Annotated in this window: 15 protein-coding genes; 9 read left to right on the forward strand and 6 right to left on the reverse strand. The window is 74.4% G+C overall.

The features are described from left to right. The first annotated feature begins 38 nt into the window (after nucleotides 1–38). The 5 genes from STTU_RS24400 to STTU_RS24420 all read left to right on the forward strand — a co-directional run bounded on the left by STTU_RS24400 (nucleotide 39) and on the right by STTU_RS24420 (nucleotide 8,450). A complete protein-coding gene (locus tag STTU_RS24400) occupies nucleotides 39–1,061 on the forward strand; it encodes a LacI family DNA-binding transcriptional regulator (RefSeq protein ID WP_007827785.1) in 1,023 nt (340 codons plus the stop codon). A 587-nt stretch (nucleotides 1,062–1,648) separates the two neighbouring features. Then, nucleotides 1,649–2,824 carry an L-rhamnose isomerase gene (gene rhaI, locus STTU_RS24405; protein WP_007827787.1) on the forward strand — a complete coding sequence of 392 codons (1,176 nt, stop codon included), beginning with the start codon at nucleotides 1,649–1,651 and terminating at the stop codon, nucleotides 2,822–2,824. A 144-nt stretch (nucleotides 2,825–2,968) separates the two neighbouring features. Then, on the forward strand, nucleotides 2,969–5,008 hold the full coding sequence (locus tag STTU_RS24410; RefSeq protein WP_007827788.1) for a bifunctional rhamnulose-1-phosphate aldolase/short-chain dehydrogenase: 2,040 nt from the start codon (nucleotides 2,969–2,971) through the stop codon (nucleotides 5,006–5,008). 166 nt (nucleotides 5,009–5,174) lie between these two features. After that, a complete protein-coding gene (locus tag STTU_RS24415) occupies nucleotides 5,175–6,665 on the forward strand; it encodes a rhamnulokinase (RefSeq protein WP_007827789.1) in 1,491 nt (496 codons plus the stop codon). A 150-nt stretch (nucleotides 6,666–6,815) separates the two neighbouring features. Then, the gene (locus tag STTU_RS24420; protein WP_007827790.1) at nucleotides 6,816–8,450 is read left to right on the forward strand and encodes an alkaline phosphatase D family protein; all 1,635 of its coding nucleotides are present in this window, start codon (nucleotides 6,816–6,818) and stop codon (nucleotides 8,448–8,450) included. A 208-nt stretch (nucleotides 8,451–8,658) separates the two neighbouring features. On the opposite strand, the gene STTU_RS24425 is transcribed toward STTU_RS24420, so the two are convergent. Further along, nucleotides 8,659–9,663, reverse strand: coding sequence for a Gfo/Idh/MocA family protein (locus STTU_RS24425; RefSeq protein WP_007827791.1), 1,005 nt, complete (start codon nucleotides 9,661–9,663; stop codon nucleotides 8,659–8,661). A gap of 126 nt (nucleotides 9,664–9,789) precedes the next feature. Between STTU_RS24425 and STTU_RS24430 the strand changes: the two genes are divergently transcribed. The 3 genes from STTU_RS24430 (at nucleotide 9,790) to STTU_RS24440 (ending at nucleotide 13,661) form a co-directional block, all read left to right on the forward strand. Further along, nucleotides 9,790–11,268 carry a multidrug effflux MFS transporter gene (locus STTU_RS24430; protein WP_007827792.1) on the forward strand — a complete coding sequence of 493 codons (1,479 nt, stop codon included), beginning with the start codon at nucleotides 9,790–9,792 and terminating at the stop codon, nucleotides 11,266–11,268. 77 nt (nucleotides 11,269–11,345) lie between these two features. After that, on the forward strand, nucleotides 11,346–12,422 hold the full coding sequence (locus tag STTU_RS24435; RefSeq protein WP_007827793.1) for a serine hydrolase domain-containing protein: 1,077 nt from the start codon (nucleotides 11,346–11,348) through the stop codon (nucleotides 12,420–12,422). Nucleotides 12,423–12,620: 198 nt separating this feature from the next. Further along, on the forward strand, nucleotides 12,621–13,661 hold the full coding sequence (locus STTU_RS24440; protein ID WP_043257722.1) for a small ribosomal subunit Rsm22 family protein: 1,041 nt from the start codon (nucleotides 12,621–12,623) through the stop codon (nucleotides 13,659–13,661). Here STTU_RS24440 and ddaH read toward each other — a convergent pair. Next, the gene (gene ddaH / locus STTU_RS24445) at nucleotides 13,574–14,497 is read right to left on the reverse strand and encodes a dimethylargininase (protein WP_043256189.1); all 924 of its coding nucleotides are present in this window, start codon (nucleotides 14,495–14,497) and stop codon (nucleotides 13,574–13,576) included. The two genes, STTU_RS24440 and ddaH, sit on opposite strands and share 88 nt — an antisense overlap. Nucleotides 14,498–14,726: 229 nt before the next feature. Here ddaH and STTU_RS24450 point away from each other — a divergent pair, with 229 nt between their 5' ends. Next, entirely contained in the window at nucleotides 14,727–15,446 is a 720-nt protein-coding gene (locus tag STTU_RS24450) for a bifunctional DNA primase/polymerase (protein WP_007827797.1), read from the forward strand. 111 nt (nucleotides 15,447–15,557) lie between these two features. Here STTU_RS24450 and STTU_RS24455 read toward each other — a convergent pair whose 3' ends face one another. Genes STTU_RS24455 through efeO form a run of 4 tightly spaced genes read right to left on the reverse strand, consistent with a single transcriptional unit; the run spans nucleotide 15,558 to nucleotide 19,812 of the window. After that, the gene (locus STTU_RS24455; RefSeq protein ID WP_043256190.1) at nucleotides 15,558–16,541 is read right to left on the reverse strand and encodes a hypothetical protein; all 984 of its coding nucleotides are present in this window, start codon (nucleotides 16,539–16,541) and stop codon (nucleotides 15,558–15,560) included. Beyond that, entirely contained in the window at nucleotides 16,516–17,406 is an 891-nt protein-coding gene (gene efeU / locus STTU_RS24460) for an iron uptake transporter permease EfeU (RefSeq protein ID WP_007827800.1), read from the reverse strand. Before efeU ends, STTU_RS24455 begins: the two co-directional genes overlap by 26 nt. 10 nt (nucleotides 17,407–17,416) lie before the next feature. Continuing rightward, nucleotides 17,417–18,667, reverse strand: a complete 1,251-nt coding sequence (gene efeB, locus STTU_RS24465; RefSeq protein ID WP_043256191.1) for an iron uptake transporter deferrochelatase/peroxidase subunit — start codon at nucleotides 18,665–18,667, stop codon at nucleotides 17,417–17,419. Beyond that, nucleotides 18,664–19,812, reverse strand: a complete 1,149-nt coding sequence (gene efeO / locus STTU_RS24470) for an iron uptake system protein EfeO (protein ID WP_007827803.1) — start codon at nucleotides 19,810–19,812, stop codon at nucleotides 18,664–18,666. The genes efeB and efeO overlap by 4 nt, the downstream gene beginning before the upstream one ends. Between the last annotated feature and the right edge of the window lie 171 nt (nucleotides 19,813–19,983).

Here is a 19,983-nt window from a genome sequence, read left to right on the forward strand (position 1 = left end):
GGCTCCGGGGGACAGCAGCACGAGAACAGGACGGACGCGTGGCGCAGAAGGCCCAGAAGGTCGGCATCAAGGACGTGGCGCGCGAGGCGGGAGTCTCCCTCGGCACGGTCTCCAACGTGCTCAACCGCCCCGGCACGGTCGCCGAGGAGACCCGCGTCCGCGTCGTGAGCGTCATCGAACGCCTCGGCTACGTCCGCAGCGAGAGCGCGCGCCAACTACGGGCCGGGGAGTCGCGCATCATGGGCCTGCTCGTGCTCGACATGGGCAACCCCTTCTTCGTGGACATCGCGCGCGGCGCCGAACGGGCCGCCCGCGCCGCCGGGCTCGGCGTCATGGTCTGCAACAGCGCGCAGGACCCCGACGAGGAGGCCGAGTACCTCTCGCTCTTCGCCGAGCAGCGAGTGCGCGGCGTGCTCCTCACCCCCTCCGACGCCTCCTCGCGCAACATCGAGACCTTCCGCCGCCACCGCATCCCCTTCGTGCTCGTCGACCGGGTCGGCGCGGAGACGGAGGAGTGCTCGGTCTCGACCGACGACGTCCTCGGCTCCGCGCTCGCGGTTCGGCACCTGATCGAGACGGGGCACCGTTCCCTCGCGTACGTGTCGGGGCCGCCCGGTCTCCAGCAGGTACGGAACCGGCGCGCCGGCGCGCTCCACGCGCTCGCCGAGGCGGGGCTGCCCCCCGGGGCGCTGCGCGAACTCCCCACCGAGCGCCTCGACGTCTCGGCCGGCCGCGACGCGGGCGCCCGCCTCCTGGGCCTCGGCGACCGCCCGACCGCCGTCTTCTGCGCCAACGACCTCCTCGCCCTCGGCGTCCTCCAGTCCCTCTACGCGGCCGGGGTCTCGGTCCCCGACGAGATGGCGCTCGTCGGCTACGACGACATCGAGTTCGCCGCCGCGGCGGCCGTCCCGCTCACCTCCGTCCGCCAGCCGGCCGTCCGAATGGGCGCGCTGGCCGCCGAACTCCTCCTGGAGGAGACCTCCGGGGTCGACCACACCCACCGCCAGGTCGTCCTGGAACCGGAACTGGTGGTCCGGAGGTCCACGCTGGCGGGACGCTGACGCCGACGGGGCGGCGGGGGCGGGGGATTCGACGCGGGGTCGTACGGTGCGGGGCGCTTGGGTGGCGGGGTCGCGCCGCGTGGGGCGCTTGGGTGCGAGGCCGCGTGGTGCGGGGTGGTTGGGCGGCGGGGTGCTTCTGGATGTGAGGCCGCGCGGCGCGGGGTGCTTGGGTGGCGGGCGGTGAGGCGCGGGGCGGTGCGACGCTGAGCGGTTCGGTGCCAGGCGGTCCGGTGCCGGGTTCGATCGCGGGCGGTTCGGTCCCGCCCGCTTCCCCGCGTCGGCCAGTACGGCCACGAGCCCTTCTCGACGCTCGACGCACGCCCGACGCCCGGCCGTACGGTTCCCCGCCGCTCCCCGCCGCTCCCCGCCGCTCCCCGCCGCTCCGTTCCTCTGCTCCTCCCCGCCCGGCCCCGCCCGCCGCGACGCCCCTCGCAAAAGGCCGCACGGCCGCCCGTTCCCCGTCCCGTTCGGGCGGATTGAATCGTTTTCAGCGCGCGTCGGAACGCTTGACACCCCTCGCCGACCGCCATTAGCTTCGGCCCTGTCTGAAACGATTCAGGCACCCATGAAGTCGTCGAGGTGAAGTCATGCCGTCGCAGTCCACGGTCTCCGCAGTCAGGGAAACGCTCAAGGGCCAGGTGATCGAGACCCCGTCGTGGGGGTACGGCAACTCCGGTACGCGGTTCAAGGTGTTCGCCCAGGCCGGGGTGCCGAGGGACCCGTTCGAGAAGCTGGACGACGCGGCGCAGGTGCAGGAGTTCACCGGGGTCGCGCCGCGCGTCTCGCTGCACATCCCGTGGGACAAGGCCGAGGACTACGCCGCGCTCGGCGCGCACGCCGCGAAGCGCGGGCTCGTGCTCGGGGCGATCAACTCGAACACGTTCCAGGACGACGCGTACAGGCTCGGCTCCGTGACGCATCCCGACGCCGGGGTGCGCCGCAAGGCGGTCGCGCACCTCCTGGAGTGCGTCGACATCATGGACGCGACCGGCTCCAGGGACCTCAAGCTCTGGTTCGCCGACGGCACCAACTACCCGGGCCAGGACGACATCGTCGCCCGTCAGGAGCGCCTCGCCGACGCGCTCGCGGAGGTGTACGCGCGGCTCGGCGAGGGGCAGCGGCTGCTCCTGGAGTACAAGTTCTTCGAGCCCGCCTTCTACACGACCGACGTCCCCGACTGGGGCACCGCCTTCCGCCACTGCCTCAAGCTCGGCCCCAAGGCGCAGGTCGTCGTGGACACCGGGCACCACGCCCCCGGCACCAACATCGAGTTCATCGTCGCGACCCTGCTCCACGAGGGGCGGCTCGGCGCCTTCGACTTCAACTCCCGCTTCTACGCGGACGACGACCTCATGGTGGGCGCGGCCGATCCCTTCCAGCTCTTCCGGATCATGCACGAGGTGATCAGGAACGGCGGGATGGACGCGGAACGCAACGTCAACTTCATGCTCGACCAGTGCCACAACATCGAGCAGAAGATCCCGGCCGTCATCCGTTCGGTCATGAACGTGCAGGAAGCGACCGCCAAGGCGCTGCTCGTGGACACGGAGGCGCTCAGGGCCGCGCAGCTCGCGGGCGACGTCCTCGCCGCCAACGCCGTGCTCATGGACGCCTACAACACCGACGTCCGCCCGCTGCTCGCCGAGGTCCGCACCGGGATGGGCCTCGCCCCCGACCCCGTCGCCGCCTACCACGCCTCCGGCTGGCAGAGGCGCATCGAGGCCGCACGCGTCGGCGGCGAACAGGCCGGCTGGGGCGCCTGAGCTACGTACGCGCTCGGGTTCTTCGTACGAGCCGTAGCCGCGCAGCCGTAGCACCGCAGCCGCCCCCACGCCGAGCGCCCCCGCCCCGCCCGGTGCCCCGCACCTCCCCGTACTCCCCTCGAAGGAACCGAAGGACCCCCTTTCATGGCCACGCCCCCCGAAGTCGCCGCCCTCCTCGACCGCGCCCACCGCCTCGGCGCCGATCCGCGCAACACCAACTACGCCGGGGGCAACGCCTCGGCGAAGGGTGTCGGGACCGACCCCGTCACGGGCGGGTCCGCCGAACTGCTCTGGGTCAAGGGCTCGGGCGGCGACCTCGGCACCCTCACCGAGCAGGGCCTCGCCGTCCTCCGTCTCGACCGGCTGCGCGCCCTCGCCGAGGTGTACCCGGGCGTCGGGCGCGAGGACGAGATGGTCGCGGCCCTCGACTACTGCCTGCACGGCAAGGGCGGGGCCGCGCCCTCCATCGACACCGCGATGCACGGCCTCGTGGACGCCGCGCACGTCGACCACCTGCACCCCGACTCCGGCATCGCGCTCGCGTGCGCGGCCGACGGCGAGGCGCTGACCGCCGCGTGCTTCGGCGGGAAGGTCGCCTGGGTGCCGTGGCGCCGCCCCGGGTTCCAGCTCGGCCTGGACATCGCCGCCGTCAAGGAGGCGAACCCGGGGGCGGTCGGCGTCGTCCTCGGCGGCCACGGCATCACGGCGTGGGGCACGACGTCCGAGGAGTGCGAGCGCAACGCGCTGTGGATGATCCGCACGGCCGAGGAGTTCCTGGAGGAGAAGGGCAGGACCGAGCCCTTCGGGCCCGTGCTCGCCGGGTACGAGGCGCTTCCGGAGGCCGAGCGGCACGCCCGCGCCGCCGCGCTCGCGCCCGTCCTCAGGGGCCTGGCGTCGACCGACCGCCCACAGGTCGGCCACTACACCGACACCGCTCCGGTGCTCGACTTCCTCGCACGCGCCGCGCACCCGCGCCTCGCCGCGCTCGGCACCTCGTGCCCGGACCACTTCCTGCGCACGAAGGTCCGCCCCCTCGTCCTCGACCTCGCGCCCTCCGCGCCCGTCGAGGAGCAGGTCGCGCGCCTGAAGGAGCTGCACGAGGAGTACCGGGCCGAGTACCGCGCCTACTACGCGCGCCACGCGAGCGAGGACTCGCCCGCGATGCGCGGCGCGGACCCGGCGATCGTGCTCGTGCCGGGTGTCGGCATGTTCTCCTTCGGCAAGGACAAGCAGACCGCGCGCGTCGCCGGTGAGTTCTACGTCAACGCCGTCCACGTCATGCGGGGTGCCGAGGCCGTCTCGGCGTACGCGCCGATCGAGGAGTCCGAGAAGTTCCGCATCGAGTACTGGGCCCTCGAAGAGGCCAAGCTCCGGCGGATGCCGGAGCCGAAGGCGCTCGCGAGCCGTGTCGCGCTCGTCACGGGCGGCGGCTCGGGCATCGGCAAGGCGATCGCGCACCGCCTCGTCGCCGAGGGCGCCTGCGTCGTCGTCGCCGACCTCGACGGCGGGAGCGCCGCCGCCGTCGCCGAGGAACTGGGCGGCGCGGACCAGGCCGTCGCCGTCACGGTGGACGTCACGGACGAGGCCGGGATCACCGCCGCGTTCGAGCGGGCCGCGCTCGCCTTCGGCGGCGTCGACCTCGTCGTCAACAACGCCGGGATCTCCGTCTCCAAGCCGCTGTTGGAGACGACGGCGAAGGACTGGGACCTCCAGCACGACATCATGGCGCGCGGTTCCTTCCTCGTCTCGCGCGAGGCGGCCCGCGTGATGATCGCGCAGAACCTCGGCGGCGACCTCGTCTACATCGCCTCGAAGAACTCCGTGTTCGCGGGCCCGAACAACATCGCCTACTCGGCGACGAAGGCCGACCAGGCCCACCAGGTGCGGCTGCTCGCGGCCGAGCTGGGCGGGCACGGCATCCGCGTCAACGGCGTCAACCCCGACGGCGTCGTGCGGGGTTCGGGCATCTTCGCGAACGGCTGGGGCGCCCAGCGCGCCGCGACGTACGGCATCGAGGAGAGCGAGCTGGGCGAGTTCTACGCGCGGCGCACGCTCCTCAAGCGCGAGGTCCTGCCCGAGCACGTCGCCAACGCGGTCCTCGCCCTCACGGGCGGCGAGCTGAGCCACACGACGGGGCTGCACATCCCGGTCGACGCGGGCGTGGCGGCGGCGTTCCTGCGCTGAGCCCGGCGCGGGGGCGGTACGGGTACGGGGCCGACGCCGCCCGCGTACCGCCGCCCCACCTTCTCCGACCGCCCGCGCACGCCGACCCCGTACCGCCGTCCGGTCCCGCCCCGTACCGCCACCCGCCGCACCCCGCCCCCCCTTCCGTCACGCCCGAGGTGTCCCCGTGCCCGCCCAGCGCTCCGCCGCCCCCGCCGCCTTCGCCGCCGCCGACCTCGGGGCCACGAGCGGCCGGGTCGTCCTCGGGCGGGTCGGACCCGGGCTGCTGGAACTGACCGAGACCGCGCGCTTCGCGAACACGCCGCTGCGGCTGCCGAGCGGTCTGCACTGGAACCTCCCCGGTCTCCACCAGGGCGTGCTCGACGGGCTCGCCGAGGCAGGCCGCCGGGCGGACCTCGCCTCGATCGGCATCGACAGCTGGGCCGTCGACTACGCCCTCCTCGACGCCGACGGCGCCCTCCTCGGCCTCCCGCACCACTACCGCGACCCGCGCACCGAGGAGATCGCCCCGCGCCTACGCGACCGCGTCGGCGCCGACGTCCTCTACCGCACGACCGGCCTCCAGCACCTCCCCTTCAACACCGTCTTCCAGCTCGCCGCCGAACCGCGCGGCCCGCGCTGGGACGCCGCGCGCCGCCTCCTCCTCGTCCCCGACCTCCTCACGCACTGGCTCACGGGCGCCGAGGCCGCCGAGGCGACGAACGCGTCCACGACGGGGCTGCGCGACGCGCGGACGGGGCAGTGGTCGCCCGCGATGCTCGCCGCCGCCCGCGTGGACGCGTGCCTGCTGCCGCCGCTCGTCGCCCCCGGCACCCGCGTCGGCACGCTGCTCCCGCACGTCGCCGAGACCACCGGGCTGCCCGCCGCCACCCCCGTCACCGCCGTCGCCTCGCACGACACCGCGTCCGCCGTCCTCGCGGTGCCCGCCCCCGGAGAGGGCACCGTCGCCTACGTCTCCTGCGGCACGTGGTCGCTCGCCGGGCTCGAACTCGAACACCCCGTCCTCACCGAGGACTCGCGCGCGGCGAACTTCACCAACGAACTCGGCGTCGACGGCACGACCCGCTACCTGCGCAACATCATGGGCCTGTGGCTGCTCAGCGAGTCGCAGCGCGCATGGCGCGCGCGGGGACTCCCGTACGAGCTGGGGCCGCTGCTCGCCGCGGCCGAGGCCGCCGAGCCCTTCGCGCACGTCATCGACCCGGACGCGCCCGAGTTCCTGGCCCCGGGCGACATGCCCGCGCGCATCGCCGCCCACTGCGCGCGCACCGGGCAGCGCGTGCCGCGCGACCAGGGCGCCCTGGTCCGCGCGATCCTCGAAGCGCTCGCCTGGGCGCACGCGCGGACCCTGCGCGAGGCCGTGCGGCTCGCCGGGCGGGCCGCGCCGCGCACCGTGCACCTCGTCGGCGGCGGCAGCCGCAACGCGCTCCTGTGCCGGCTCACCGCCGCCGCCACCGGGCTCCCCGTCGTCGCCGGGCCCGCCGAGGCGACCGCGCTCGGCAACATCCTCGTCCAGGCCCGCGCCCACGGCCTCGTGGGCGACCGGGACGAGCAGCGCGCGCTCGTCGCGGCGACGCAGCGGCCCGTACGGTACGAGCCGACGGGTGATCCTGAAGCGTGGCGGCGCGCCAACTCGCTTGTCGCCCTGGAAGACTGACGGCCCGCCACCAGGACTCCGGCGCGGCGATCCGGCCACCCCCAGAACTCACCCCCCGTCCACACCCGCGTCGCACCGGCGACAGGCACGCGTCGCCCCCGTCCCGGAGAGTCCCCTGCGCCACCCACCGAGACGAGGGGACCCCACCCGATGAGCCACAGCTTCCAGGACCCCGACGCCGAACTCCGCGCCGCTGCCCGGCACTTCGGGCGGCGCGGCTTCCTCACCATGACGGGCGCCGCCGCCGCGCTCGCCTTCGCCGTCAATCTCCCGACCGCCGGGAGCGCCGCGGCGGCCGAACTCGACGCGAAGGCCGTCAAGGCCGACCCCTTCACGCTCGGCGTCGCCTCCGGGGACCCGCTCCCGCAGTCCGTCCTGCTGTGGACGCGCCTCGCCCCGAGCCCGTACGAGAGCGACGGCGGGATGCCGAGAGGCCGCGTCACGGTGCGCTGGGAACTCGCCCACGACGCCCGCTTCACGCGCGTCGCGAAGCGCGGATCGACCACCGCGCACCCGGAGTTCGCGCACACCGTGCACGTCGAGGTGCCCGGCCTCGACACGGACCGGGAGTACTACTACCGCTTCCGCGCCGGGACCTGGATCAGCCCCGTGGGCCGCACCCGCACCGCCCCCGCGACGAGCGCCAGGACCGCCGAGATGAAGCTCGCCGCCGTCTCCTGCCAGGCGTACCACGACGGGTACTTCACGGCGTACCGGCATCTCGCCGACGAGGACGTGGACCTCGTCTTCCACCTCGGGGACTACCTCTACGAGTACGCGGTGACGGCCGTGGGCGGCAACCGCAAGTACACCGACCGGCGCCTGCCCGCCGTCTTCAACCGCGAGACCCTCACCCTGGAGGACTACCGGCTGCGGTACGCGCTCTACAAGTCCGACCCGGACCTCATCGCCGCGCACGCCGCGCACCCCTTCGTCGTGACGTGGGACGACCACGAGACGGAGAACAACTACGCCGACGACACCCCCGAGAACGACGTCCCGCCGGAGGAGTTCCTGCTGCGCCGCGCCGCCGCCTACCGCGCGTACTGGGAGAACCAGCCGTTGCGCACGCCGCAGAAGCCCACCGGCTCCGACATGAGGCTCTACCGGCGCCGCCACTGGGGCCGCCTCGCCCAGTTCGACGTCCTCGACACCCGCCAGTACCGCAGCGACCAGGCGTACGGCGACGGCTGGCAGGTCCCCGGGCCCGAGTCCGAGGACCCCTCGCGCACGCTGACCGGCGACGAGCAGGAGCGCTGGCTCGTCGACGGGTGGCGTGCCTCCGGGGCCACCTGGAACGTCGTCCCGCAGCAGGTCACCTTCGCGCAGCGCAAGGACCGCGCGACGGACGGGTTCAAGCTCTCGATGGACTCGTGGGACGGCTACCCGGCCTCGCGCGGGCGCCTCCTCGACGGCTGGCGGGCGAGCGGCAAGGACAACCTCATGGTCCTCACGGGGGACGTCCACGTGCACTACGGCTTCGACCTCAAGGCGGACTTCGACGACCCCGCGTCGAAGACCCTCGGCACCGAGATCGTCACCAGCTCGATCACGAGCGGCGGCGACGGCTCCGACAAGCCCTCCAACTGGGACACCTACATGGCCGCCAACCCGCACCTGCGCTTCTACAACGGGCGGCGCGGCTACGCGGTCGTGACGCTCGGGAAGAAGTCGGCGCGCGCGGACTGGAAGACGGTTGCGGCGGTCACGACGCCGGGCGCGCCGCTCACGGTCGCGGGGTCGTTCGTGACGGAGGCGGGGAAGCCGGGACTGACACCGGCCTGAGCGGGCGGGGCGAGCGGCGGGTCCGGCCGCGGGCGCGGCGGCTTCGGGTACGGCCGCCGGTGCGGCGGGGACGGGCCCGGGGGGACACGTGCCCCTCGCCCGTACGGGGACGGCTCCCGTACGGGCGAGGGGCGGGCCCGCCCCCGCGAGGCCACCCCCCGCGAGGCCGCCGCGAAGCCACCCCCGCGAGGGCGCCCCCCGCCCCGGCTCACTCGCCCTCGTACCGGACCCCCGTCACCTCCCGCACCCTGTCCAGCGTCCGCAGCACCGCGAGTGTCCCCTCCAGCGGCACGAGCGGCGACTCGGTCAGTCCCTCGCGCAGGCAGCGCGTCACCTCGACAGCCTCCGGCACGTAGCCCTCGCCGCCGCCCTCCTCGCGCGCCGTGTACGTGACGGGCTCGGCGCCCCGGCGGTGCAGGACGAACTCCCCGGGCGCGAAGAAGTTCCCCGCGACGTCGACGCGGCCCTCGGAACCGACGACCGTCGCGCGCGTCGGGCCCGCCCCGAGGAGTCCGCAGCGCAGGAGCGCGTGCGCGCCGTTCGCCCAGCTCAGGAGCATCCCCGTCTGGAGGTCCACGCCCCGCTCGGAGAGCTTCGCGCTCGCCCGCACCCCCTCCGGCTCGCCGAGCAGGAGCTGCGCGAAGGCGACCGGGTAGACCCCGAGGTCGAGGAGCGCGCCGCCGCCCTGCGCCGGGTCCACCATGCGGTGGTCGGCCGGGAAGGGCCCGTCGACGGAGAAGTCCGCCTCGACGGAGGCGACTTCACCGATCGCGCCCTCGTCGACGAGCAGCTTCAGCCGGCGGACGAGCGGATTGACGTACGTCCACATCGCCTCCATGAGGAAGACGTCCCGCGCGCGGGCCAGGTCCACGAGCCCCGTCGCCTGCCGCGCGTTGAGCGTCATCGGCTTCTCGCACAGCACCCCCTTGCCCGCCTCCAGACACAGCCGCGCCGCCTCCAGGTGCGCGGTGTGCGGCGTCGCCACGTACACGACGTCGACGTCCTCGTCCGCCGCGAGCGCCGCCCACGAGCCGTGCGCGCGCGGGATCGTGAAGCGCTCCGCGAAGGCGCGCGCCGACTCCTCCGTCCGCGAACCGACCGCGACCAGCTCGGCGCCCGGCACCGTCAGCAGGTCCGCGGCGAACGAGGCCGCGATACCCCCGGTCGCGAGCACTCCCCAGCGCACGGGGCGTCCCGTGATCCCCTCGCCCATGCCGTCCCCATCTCTCTCGCCCCGCCCACCGGGACCCGGAACGGCCCGGCGTGGCGGAAAACGGTCCGCAGCGGTCCGTTCGAGCTGAGAGCATAGGAAACCGGTTCCCGCTCAAGAGAGGCACACATGGTGGAGCGCGCCCCCGGCACGCGACAGCCCGCAGACGCATCGCCCGTCCCCGGCACCAACCCCCCGCCCGTCCCCACCCCCACCCCGGCTCCGGCCGCCGCGACCGTCCCCCCGGCCAGGGCCCCCGAGGCCGCCGAGGCCGCGGACCCCGCCGACCCCGCCATACCCGCATCCGCCCGCCGCACCTCGCTGCTCACCACGCTCGTGCTCGGCGGCCTCACCGCCGTGCCGCCGCTGTCGATGGACATGTACCTCCCGGCGCTGCCGAAGGTCACCGACGCGCTCGGCAGTCCCGCCGCGACCGTGCAGCTCACGCTCACCGCCTGCCTCACCGGCATGGCGCTCGGCCAGCTCGTCGTGGGCCCGCTCAGCGACCGCTTCGGGCGCCGCCGCCCGCTCCTCGTCGGCCTCGTGATCTACGTCCTCGCGACGGCCGCGTGCGCGATCGCCCCCGGCACCGCGCTGCTCATCGTCTTCCGCCTGATCCAGGGCCTCGCCGGAGCCGCCGGGATCGTCATCGCGCGCGCCGTCGTCCGCGACCTGTACGACGGGCTCGCGATGGCCCGGTTCTTCTCGACGCTCATGCTCATCTCCGGGGTCGCGCCGATCGTCGCCCCGCTCATCGGCGGGCAGATCCTGCGCTTCACCGACTGGCGCGGCATCTTCCTCGTCCTCACCGTCGTCGGCACCCTGCTCACCCTCCTCGTCGTACGACGCCTCCCCGAGACCCTGCCCCCGGAGCGCCGCCACACGGGCGGCACACGCGAGGCGCTCGCGACGATGCGCGGCCTCCTCGGCGACCGCGTCTTCACCGGGCACGTCCTCGTCGGCGGCTTCACCTTCGCCGCGCTCTTCGCGTACGTGAGCGCCTCGCCGTTCGTCGTGCAGGAGATCTACGGGGCGAGCCCCCAGGTCTTCAGCCTGCTGTTCGGCGTCAACTCGGTCGGGCTCATCATCATGGGCCAGGTCAACGGGCGGCTCCTCGTGGGCCGCGTGAGCCTCGAACGCGCCACCGCCGTGGGCCTCTCGCTCATCACGGCGGCGGCCGTCGCCCTCCTGGTCATGACGAGCGGCGTGCTCGGCCGCGTCGGGCTCGTGCCGCTCGCCGTCGCGCTCTTCGTGCTCATGTCCTCGATGAGCCTCGTGATGCCGAACGCGCAGACCCTCGGCCTCCAGCGCGCCCCGCACGCCGCCGGGTCCGCGTCCGCGCTCATCGGCACCTCGTCCTTCCTCATCGGCGCCATCGCCTCACCGCTCGTCGGCATCGCGGGCGAGGACACCGCCGTGCCGATGGCACTCGTCCAGCTCGTGAGCGTCCTCGTCGCGGGCGCCGCCTACGTCTTCCTGTGCCGCCCCGGTACGGGTACGAAGGCGACGCTGACGGCGGCGCGGCACGACGTCACCACGACCGCGCTGCCCGCGCCCGCCACCGAGGCGGCGGGGGCGGCGTGCCGCGAAGGGGCTGACGAAGGCTGAACGCCGCCCGCCTGCGCCGCGCGAGCCCCGAGCGCGCCGGACTCGACCCCCGCGAGATCGCCCTCCTCACCGAGGAGGTGCGGAACCTCACCGAGGGACCCGAGCCCTGGTGCGCGGGGGCCGTCGTCCTCGCGGGGCGCGGCCCCCACCTCGCCGCCGAGGCGGCGGCGGGGTGGGCCGTGCGCTACCGCGCCTGGGACGAGGAGCGCGGCGCGGGCGTGGAACTCCCCCCGGAGGAACGCGTCCCCGTGCGCGTCGACACCCCCTTCGACCTCGCCTCGCTCACCAAGCTCTTCACCGCGATCGCCACGCTCCAGCAGGTCGAGCGCGGCGCCCTCGCCCTCGGCACCCCCGTCGCCGAGATCCTCACCGACCACCCCGCCGCCGCCGCGCACGGCTTCACGGTCCGCGCCCTGCTCACCCACACCACGGGCCTGCGCCCCGAACTCCCGCTGTACGAACTCCCCGACGACGCCGCCCGCCACCGGGCCCTCGCCACCGAGGAACCCGTCGCCGAGCCCGGCACCCGCCGCTACTCCGACCTCAACCCGCTCCTGCTCCAGCACCTCCTCGAACGCCTCACCGGGCAGCGCCTCGACCAGCTCGTGGCCGAGGGCATCACCCGCCCCCTCGGCATGACGTCCACCGGCTTCGGCCCGTGCCCCGGCGCGGCGGCGACCGAGGACGAGCGGCGCCCCTGGGCGAAGGCGGACCGGGGCATGGTGCGGGGCCTCGTCCACGACGAGAACGCGTGGGCGCTCGGCGGCGTCGCCGGGCACGCGGGCCTCTTCGGCACCGGACACGATCTCGCCGTCCTGTGCCGCGTCCTGCTCGGCGGCGGCGCCTACGGCACGGCACGCGTCCTCGCCCCCGAGTACACCACGCTCATGCTCGACGAAGGGCTCGGCTTCGAGGTCGACAAGCCCTGGTACATGGGCGAACTCGCGGGCCCGCTGTGCGCGGGGCACACCGGTTTCACCGGCACCTCGCTCGTCGTGGACCGCGCCACCGACACCTTCCTCGTGCTCCTCGCCACGACCGTCCACCCGCGCCGCCGCACCCCCGACAGCACCCCCCGCGCCCGCGCGGCGACCCGCCTCAAGCGCGCCGTACGGGACACGGGCCGCACACTCCCGTACGAGGCCGCCCCCTAGGCCCTGTCGTCACATTCCCGTCTGCCGCGCGGCGCCATGCACGCACTCTCGCCGCACCGCCCCCAGACCCGAGTACGTCCAGTACGAGGGCCTGGGGCGGCGCGCCGAGAGCACGCACCTGACGCCGCGTGGCCGCCCTCCGGGCGACGACGGGAATGTGACGACAGAGCCTAGAATCCCCGGGTGAACAATCCCGGGGTGACCCACCCGCACCACGCCCCCTCCGAGGTGCTGCGCGCCGCGCTCGCCTCCCTCCTCGACGGGCTCCCGGCCCGCGCCGCCGCCCAGTCCGTGGACCGGCTCATCGGGCACTACCGGGGCCGGACCCCCACCGGGGCGCCCGTCCTGCGCGACCGCTCCGACGTCGCCGCCTACGCCGCGTACCGGATGCCCGCGACCTTCGAGGCGATGCGGGCCGCGCTCGGCGCGCTCGCCGCCGCCCGCCCCGGCTGGACCCCCGCGGGCCACCTCGACATCGGCGGCGGCACGGGGGCCGCTGTGTGGGCGGTGGGCGCGACGTGGGACGGGGAGCGGCCCGTCACCGTCGTCGACTGGGCGCGCCCCGCGCTCGACCTCGGCGCCGAACTCGCCGCCGCTGCGCCCTGGCCCGCCGTGCGCGGCGCCCGCTGGACCCAGGGCCGCATCGGCACGGGCGCGGCGCCCGCCGCGCCCCTCGTCACGGTCTCGTACGTCCTCGGCGAACTGACCGAGGCCGACCGCGCGGCCGTCGTGGACACCGCCCTCGCGGCGACCGGCGACGACCCCGGGGCCGCGATCGTCGTCACCGAACCCGGCACCCCCGAGGGCTACGCCCGCGTCCTCGCCGCGCGCGACCGCCTCCTCGCCGCCGGGCTCCACGTCGCCGCCCCCTGCCCGCACGACGGGCGCTGCCCCATCGAGCCCGGCCGCGACTGGTGCCACTTCTCGGCCCGCGTCGCCCGCTCCTCGCTGCACCGGCAGGTGAAGGGCGGCTCCCTGCCGTACGAGGACGAGAAGTTCGCCTACGTGGCGGCCACGCGCGCCGCCCCCGAACGCGTCCCCACGCGCATCCTGCGCCGCCCCCAGATCCGCAAGGGCCAGGTCCTCCTCGACCTGTGCGAGCCGGACGAGACCCTGCGCCGCGCGACGGTCACGAAGCGCCAGGGGTCCCTCTACCGGGCCGCCCGCGACATCGACTGGGGCGACGCGTGGCCCCCGGCCGAGGAGGCGGAGGAGGCGGGCGGCGGCACCGAGGAGTGAACCGGCGCCGGGCGCAGCTCCTGCGTACAGCACTTCACGCTCCCGCCGCCCTTCACCAGCTCGCCCAGCTCCGCCCCCACCGGGTCGAAACCCCGCTCCCGCAGCGGGCCGAAGAGACCCCGCGCCTCGCGCGGGAGCACCACGTGCCGCCCGTCCGAGACCGCGTTGAGGCCCAGGACCAGCGCGTCCGCCTCGCTCGCGAGGAGCGCGTCGGGGAAGAGCGCCGCGAGGGCCGCGCGGCTGCCCGGCGAGAACGCGCCCGGGAAGTACACGACCTCCTCGCGCTCCGCGTCGAGCACGGCGAGGGCCGTGTCCAGGTGGTAGAAGCGCGGGTCGACCAGCTCCAGGCCGATCGCCGGACGCCCGAAGTACTCCTGCGCCTCGGCCGGCGCGAGCGGCGAGGAGCGGAAGCCGTGCCCCGCGAGGAGCCACCTGCCCGTCACGGCGAAGTCCCCCTCGCCCTCGTTGACCTGCACGGGCACGCCGACGTCCGCCCAGCCCCGCGCCGTGAACCACGCCCGGTGCGCCACCGCCTCCGGCTCCCGCTCCGCGAAGGCGAACCGCGCCCCGAGCACGCGCCCGCCGACCACCGTCGCCCCGTTCGCCGCGTACACCATGTCCGCCAGCCCCGGCTCCGGGTCGAGCACGTCCACGGTATGCCCGAGCGCCCGGTAGCAGGCCACGAGCCCCTCCCACTGCGCGAGCGCCCGCGCCCGGTCCACGGGCGTGCCCGGGTCCATCCAGGGGTTGATCGCGTAACGGACCTCGAAGTGCTCCGGGGGGCACATCAGGTAGTGGCGCGGGCTCGCCTCGCGGGCGCTCGCGGTACGGATCACGGCAACCTCCTCGTACGGGGAGTACGGAGATCACGCGGGCCCGCGCGCAGCCGCGCGGCCCGCCGCCGGGCCACCCCGGCCCGGCACGGCCATCGTGCGGCAGACGCGCCGCGCCGGTCTGCGCGCCGAACGGGTGAACGTCGCCGGGCCCCCGGAAACGGGCCCCGTCCGTGATCACCCCGTACAAGTGGCACCATGGACGGATCACCGGGACGAAGTGAGAGGTGAGATGGGCGCAGCGCACGACCGGCGGCCGGGCAGGCTCACACAGTGGTGGCGGCGTGCCACCGGACAGCCCCCCGGCAGTGAACCCCCCGCGGAGGACCGCACCGCGCTGCTGCTCGCCGTCGCCCAGGCCGGGCTGCCGCTCGCCCCCGCCGCGCACCCGGTCGGCCACCGCTGCTCCTGCGCGCGCGTCGGCTGCCCCACGCCCGGCAGACACCCCGTCTCCTTCGCCTGGCAGACCCAGTCCACGCACGACCGCGCGCAGATCGAGCGCTGGGCGACGGCGGAGCCCGAGGCGAACTTCATCACGGCGACCGGCATGGTCCACGACGTGCTCGACGTGCCCTACGGCACGGGTGAGCGCGTCCTCGCGCGGCTCGCGGAGAGCGGGGACGGCACCGAGGTCGGCCCGGTCGCGGTGAGCGACGACGGCCGGATGCTCTTCTTCACGGCGACCCGGGGGACGCCCGAGGACGAGGACGAGTACTGGCCCTGCGAACTGGACTCGCACCCCGAGTCCGTCGACGAGCACCCGGGTCTGCGCTGGCACTGTCGCGGCAGCTACGTGCTCGTACCGCCCGCGCGCCTGCCGGGCGAAGGGCTCGGCGTGACGTGGCTGCGCGGCCCGGAACACCCCCTCGTGGACCCGCTCCCGCTCCTCGCGGCCCTCACGGACGCGGAGGCGGTGGCGGCGGGCACGCCGGGGGAGGAGCAGGGCTGGTGACGGCGGGCTGAGCCGGTGACGGGAGGACGGCGGTGCGGGTGATGACGCGGGGGCGCCGGTACGGAATCTCCCACCGGCCGTCCGCCCCGCCTCAGTTCCCCACCGCCCGTCTCAGCTCCCCTCCGCTCCCGTCAGCCCCTGGAGCCGGTTGAGGAAGACGACGGGCCCGCCCGACTTCGGTACCGTCACCGTCTCGTTGGACGTGTACTCCAGCGTGTAGGAGCGGTCCACGCGGCCCTTCAGGAGCGGCTTCGCCGCGAGCGGCGGGGTGACGGCGACGTTCTGGGCGCCCGTGCGGCGCTCGTAGTGGCGGCTCGCGAAGAAGGCGAGGCTGCCGCCGTCGGCGGTGCGCAGCGCGTACGGGCGGAAGGCGCCCGAGTCGGCGGGCTCGTCGGCCCACTGGATCGTCCAGCCGGGGCGCTCGGCGTTCTTCGCGCGCTGCTCGCGCCAGCCCGTCGTGTGCTGACCGGGCGCGAAGCGCTCGCCCTTGCCGTCCTGGAGATACGTCGCGTACGCGCGGCTCAGCGCCCCCGGCGTCGCCGGGACGACGTAGCCGTCCCCGTCCGTACGGAACTTCGGTATCCGGCCGGGCGCGAGGATCGCGAGGTACGTGGCCCGCCAGTCCGCCTTCGGGCCCGAGCGCGTGAAGAGGAAGAGCCAGCGGGTGTCGCGCGCCGGGTCGTCGTCCACGTCGCGGTTGGTGTCGGTGTCCGCGACGAACCAGCGCGGCCAGCCCCGCAGGCGGGGTATCAGGTAGCGCACGTCGGAGACCTCCAGCGGGCTCGCCCCGGCGCCGCCCGCCGGGGTCTCGGCCTTCCGCGAGCGCAGGGTGTCCTGTGTGATGGCGCCGAAGGGCCCGGCGAGCACGGCGGCGTCCTTCGCCGGGTCGAGGTCGCGGGCCGCCTCGTTGTACGCGCTCCGGAACCGTTTCAGCGCGGTCGCCGCCTCGCCGCGCGTCGCGGTCGGCACGAGCGCCGTCTCGCCGTGCACGGTGACACAGCCCGTGGCCGTCAGGGCGAGGGCGAGCGCGAGGAGCCCGCCCCGCGCCCGTACCGGGTATGGCCCCCGCTCACCGCGCCGCAGAAGTCCCCGCATCCTCCGCGCTGCCCTCATCGGCTCCCGTCTCCCTCTCCCCGCCGCCCTTGCCCCTGCTGCGCCCGAACCCTACCGGGGCGAGGAAGAGCCCGAGGGCGGGTACGAGGTAGAGCGTCCACACCGTGACCTGGAGGACGGTCGGGTCGGGCTGGAAGTTGAGCACGCCCTTCAGGAGCGTGCCGTACCAGGACTCCGGCGGGATCGTGGAGCTGATGTCGAAGGCGAGGTCGGTGAGGCCGCCGATCCAGCCGGCTTCCTGGAGGTCGTGGAAGCCGTAGGCGAGGACACCGGCCGCGACGACGACGAGCATCCCGCCGGTCCACAGGAAGAACTTCGCGAGGTTGATGCGGACCGCGCCCTTGTAGAAGAGCCAGCCGAGGACGACGGCGGTCAGCAGCCCGAGGACGACGCCGATGAGCGGCCCGTGGGTGCCGTCGCTCGATGCCTGCACGGAGGCCCACACGAACAGCGCGGTCTCCAGGCCCTCGCGGCCCACCGCGAGGAACGCGGTCACGACGAGCGCGCCCGTGCCCATGACGAGGGCCTTGTCCAGCCTCCCCTGGAGTTCGCTGCTGAGGTGCCGGGCGGTGCGCCGCATCCAGAACACCATCCACGTCACGAGCCCCACCGCGACGACGGAGAGCGAGCCGCCGAGCGCCTCCTGCGCCTCGAAGGTCAGCTCGCGGGAGCCGTAGGTGAGCGCGCAGCCGAAGCCGAGCGCGAGGAGCACGGCGACGACGACCCCGGTCCACACCGGGCGCAGCGCCTCGCGGCGGCCGGTCTTGACGAGGTAGGCGACGAGGATGCAGACGACGAGGCTCGCTTCGAGTCCCTCGCGCAGCCCGATGAGGTAGTTGGCGAACATGCGGGGCCTCTCAGTCCTTGGCCGGTGCGGTGAAGAGCGCGCGCCCCCACCAGTCGTGGGCGTCGCGCACCCCGGGCGGGATCGCGAAGAGCGCCGAACCGACGTGCTGGATGTACTCGTTGAGCGCGTCGTGGCGCGCGAGTTCGCGCTGCACGGGGATGAACCCGGTCCGGGGATCGCGCTGGTAGGCGAGGAAGAAGAGGCCCGCGTCGAGGCGACCGAGCCCGTCCGTGCCGTCCGTGAAGGAGTAGCCGCGCCGCAGGATGCGGTGCCCGCCGTGCGCGGCGGGCCGGGCGAGCCGCACGTGGGCGGTGGGCAGCATCGCGCGCGGGGACACCGGGTCGTGCTCGGCGAGCTTCCCGGCCGGTGCCCCGGTCCGCTTCGTCCGCCCGAAGACGTCCTCCTGCTCGCGCAGCGACGTGCGGTCCCACACCTCGATGTTCATGCGGATGCGCCGCGCGACGAGGTACGAGCCGCCCGCGAGCCACGCGGGCCCGTCCTTCTCCGGGACCCACACGTGCTGGTCGAGCGCGGCGGTCTCCCCGCCCGCGATGTTGTGGGTGCCGTCCTTGAACCCGAAGAGGTTGCGCGGCGTCTCGGCGCCGGGGGTCGTCGACGAGGTCTTGCCGAAGCCGAGCTGGGACCAGCGGATCGCGACGGTGCCGAAGCCGATGCGCGCGAGGTTGCGGATCGCGTGCACGGCCACCTGCGGGTCGTCGGCGCACGCCTGCACGCACAGGTCGCCGCCCCCGCGCGCCTTGTCGAGGTGGTCCCCGGGAAAGGCGGGCAACTCCTCCAGCGCGTCCGGGCGCCGGTCTTCGAGCCCGAAGCGCGTGAAGAGCGAGGGGCCGACGCCGAAGGTGAGGGTGAGGCGCGCGGGCGAGAGGCCGTACGCCTCGCCCGTGTCGTCCGGGGGCGCCTCGTCCGCGCCGAACGCGCCCTCGCCGACGGCGTGTCCGGCGGTCATGCGCGCGGCGGCCTTCGTCCACTCCTTCAGGAGGGCGACGAGGTCGGCGCGTTCGCTCGTCGTGACGTCGAAGGCGGCGAAGTGCAGGCGGTCCTGGACGGGGGTGGCGATCCCGGCCTGGTGGGCGCCGTGGAAGGGGACGGCGGCGGCGGGCGCTGCCTTCGCGTCCCCGTCGTCGAGCGCGAGCGCGGTGCCGGTGGCGGCGCCCGCGCCGAGCACGAGCCCGGCGCCGCCCCAGCCGAGCAGGTTCCTCCGGGAGGGCCCGCCGTGGGCCCCCTGTTCGTCCGCGCTCACTTGCCCACGACCGCCGCTGCGAGCTTCGAGAGCGGCTCGGCGAGCGCGTTGACGCCGTCCGAGAGCTTCTTGCGCCGCGCTTCCCCGACCTTGTCGTAGGAGGTGAACTCGTAGGAGTCGGGGCTCGGGCGGTAGGCGTCGAGCTGCTTGTCGAGCGCGGCGAAGCGGGTGTCCAACCGGGCGACCAGATCGGGGTCGTTGGTCTTGGCGACGGCCCGCAGGAGCGTGTACGCCTTCTCGGCGCCCTCGACGTTCGCCTTGAAGTCCACGAGGTCGGTGTGCGAGTAGCGCTCCTCCTCGCCGGTCACCTTGCCGGTCGCGACCTCGTCGAGGAGGTCCTTGGCGCCATTGGCCATCGAGGTCGGCGTGATGACGGCGCGGCCGACGCGCCGCTGCCAGTCCTTGAGGTCCTTGTCGAGCCGCGTCGCGAGGGTCTTCTCCTCGGCGCCGATCTTCCCGTCCTCGAAGAGGGCCTTCTCCAGGCGGTGCCAGCCCGTCCACTTCTGGCCCTTCTCCAGGCCGTCCGCGCGCGTGTCGGTCTTCGGGTCGATGTCCCCGAAGGACTCGGCGACGGGCTCGGTGCGCTCCCAGCCGATGCGCGAGGGCGCGTACGCCTTCTTCGCCGCGTCCAGCTCGCCCGCGCGGATCGCGTCCGTGAACACCATGACCTTGGGCAGCGTCTGGTCCGCCTGGTCCTGCGCGTAGTCGCGGTACGCGGAGACCGCCGCGTCGAGGCGCGGGTCGCGCTCGGCTGCGGAGCCCTTCCCGGAGACGGTGAGCTTCTGCCGCACGCCGTGGCCGACCATCCCGGGACGGCACGCGATCTCGTAACTGCCCGCTTTGACCTCGGCGGTGAGCGTGTACGAGACGCCGGGCCCGATGTTCTCCTTCTCGGAGACGATCCGCCCGTCCGGCATCACGATCTCGACCTCGGTCGCCCGCTTGCCCTTGTTCGCGATGGCGAGCGTGACCTTGCCCGCCTTCGCGGTCTTCGCGGTCGTGTCGCACGTCGTGTCGGCCGCGGTGACCCCGATGGCCCCGTCCTCGCCCGCTTTCGCGTCGCTCTTCTCGGTGCAGGCGGTGAGCCCGCCGAGGGCCAGGGCGCCGCTGAGCACGGCGAGTACGGGACGACGCAGGGGACGCATGAGAGTGCTCCAGGACCACGAAGCGACGGCCGCGGAGGGTCCGCCGGGGAAGGGGAGTGCCGGTGAGGCGACCCTAATTTAGCTGAGCCTTACCTCACCGGAACACCGGCTTCTCGTGATCTGCCTCTCATCCGTGAGGAACAGTCATGAAAGGGTCAAGGCGAAGTCAAG

The sequence above is a fragment of the Streptomyces sp. Tu6071 genome, assembly GCF_000213055.1.
GTDB lineage: Bacteria > Actinomycetota > Actinomycetes > Streptomycetales > Streptomycetaceae > Streptomyces > Streptomyces evansiae.

Coding starts and splice junctions, on each gene's coding strand:
- STTU_RS24425 (WP_007827791.1), bottom strand. CDS start 9,663: ATGGGCGAGGGGATCACGGGACGCCCCGTGCGCTGGGGAGTGCTCGCG.
- STTU_RS24430 (WP_007827792.1), top strand. CDS start 9,790: ATGGTGGAGCGCGCCCCCGGCACGCGACAGCCCGCAGACGCATCGCCC.
- rhaI (WP_007827787.1), top strand. CDS start 1,649: ATGCCGTCGCAGTCCACGGTCTCCGCAGTCAGGGAAACGCTCAAGGGC.
- efeO (WP_007827803.1), bottom strand. CDS start 19,812: ATGCGTCCCCTGCGTCGTCCCGTACTCGCCGTGCTCAGCGGCGCCCTG.
- STTU_RS24420 (WP_007827790.1), top strand. CDS start 6,816: ATGAGCCACAGCTTCCAGGACCCCGACGCCGAACTCCGCGCCGCTGCC.
- STTU_RS24455 (WP_043256190.1), bottom strand. CDS start 16,541: ATGCGGGGACTTCTGCGGCGCGGTGAGCGGGGGCCATACCCGGTACGG.
- STTU_RS24450 (WP_007827797.1), top strand. CDS start 14,727: ATGGGCGCAGCGCACGACCGGCGGCCGGGCAGGCTCACACAGTGGTGG.
- efeU (WP_007827800.1), bottom strand. CDS start 17,406: ATGTTCGCCAACTACCTCATCGGGCTGCGCGAGGGACTCGAAGCGAGC.
- STTU_RS24410 (WP_007827788.1), top strand. CDS start 2,969: ATGGCCACGCCCCCCGAAGTCGCCGCCCTCCTCGACCGCGCCCACCGC.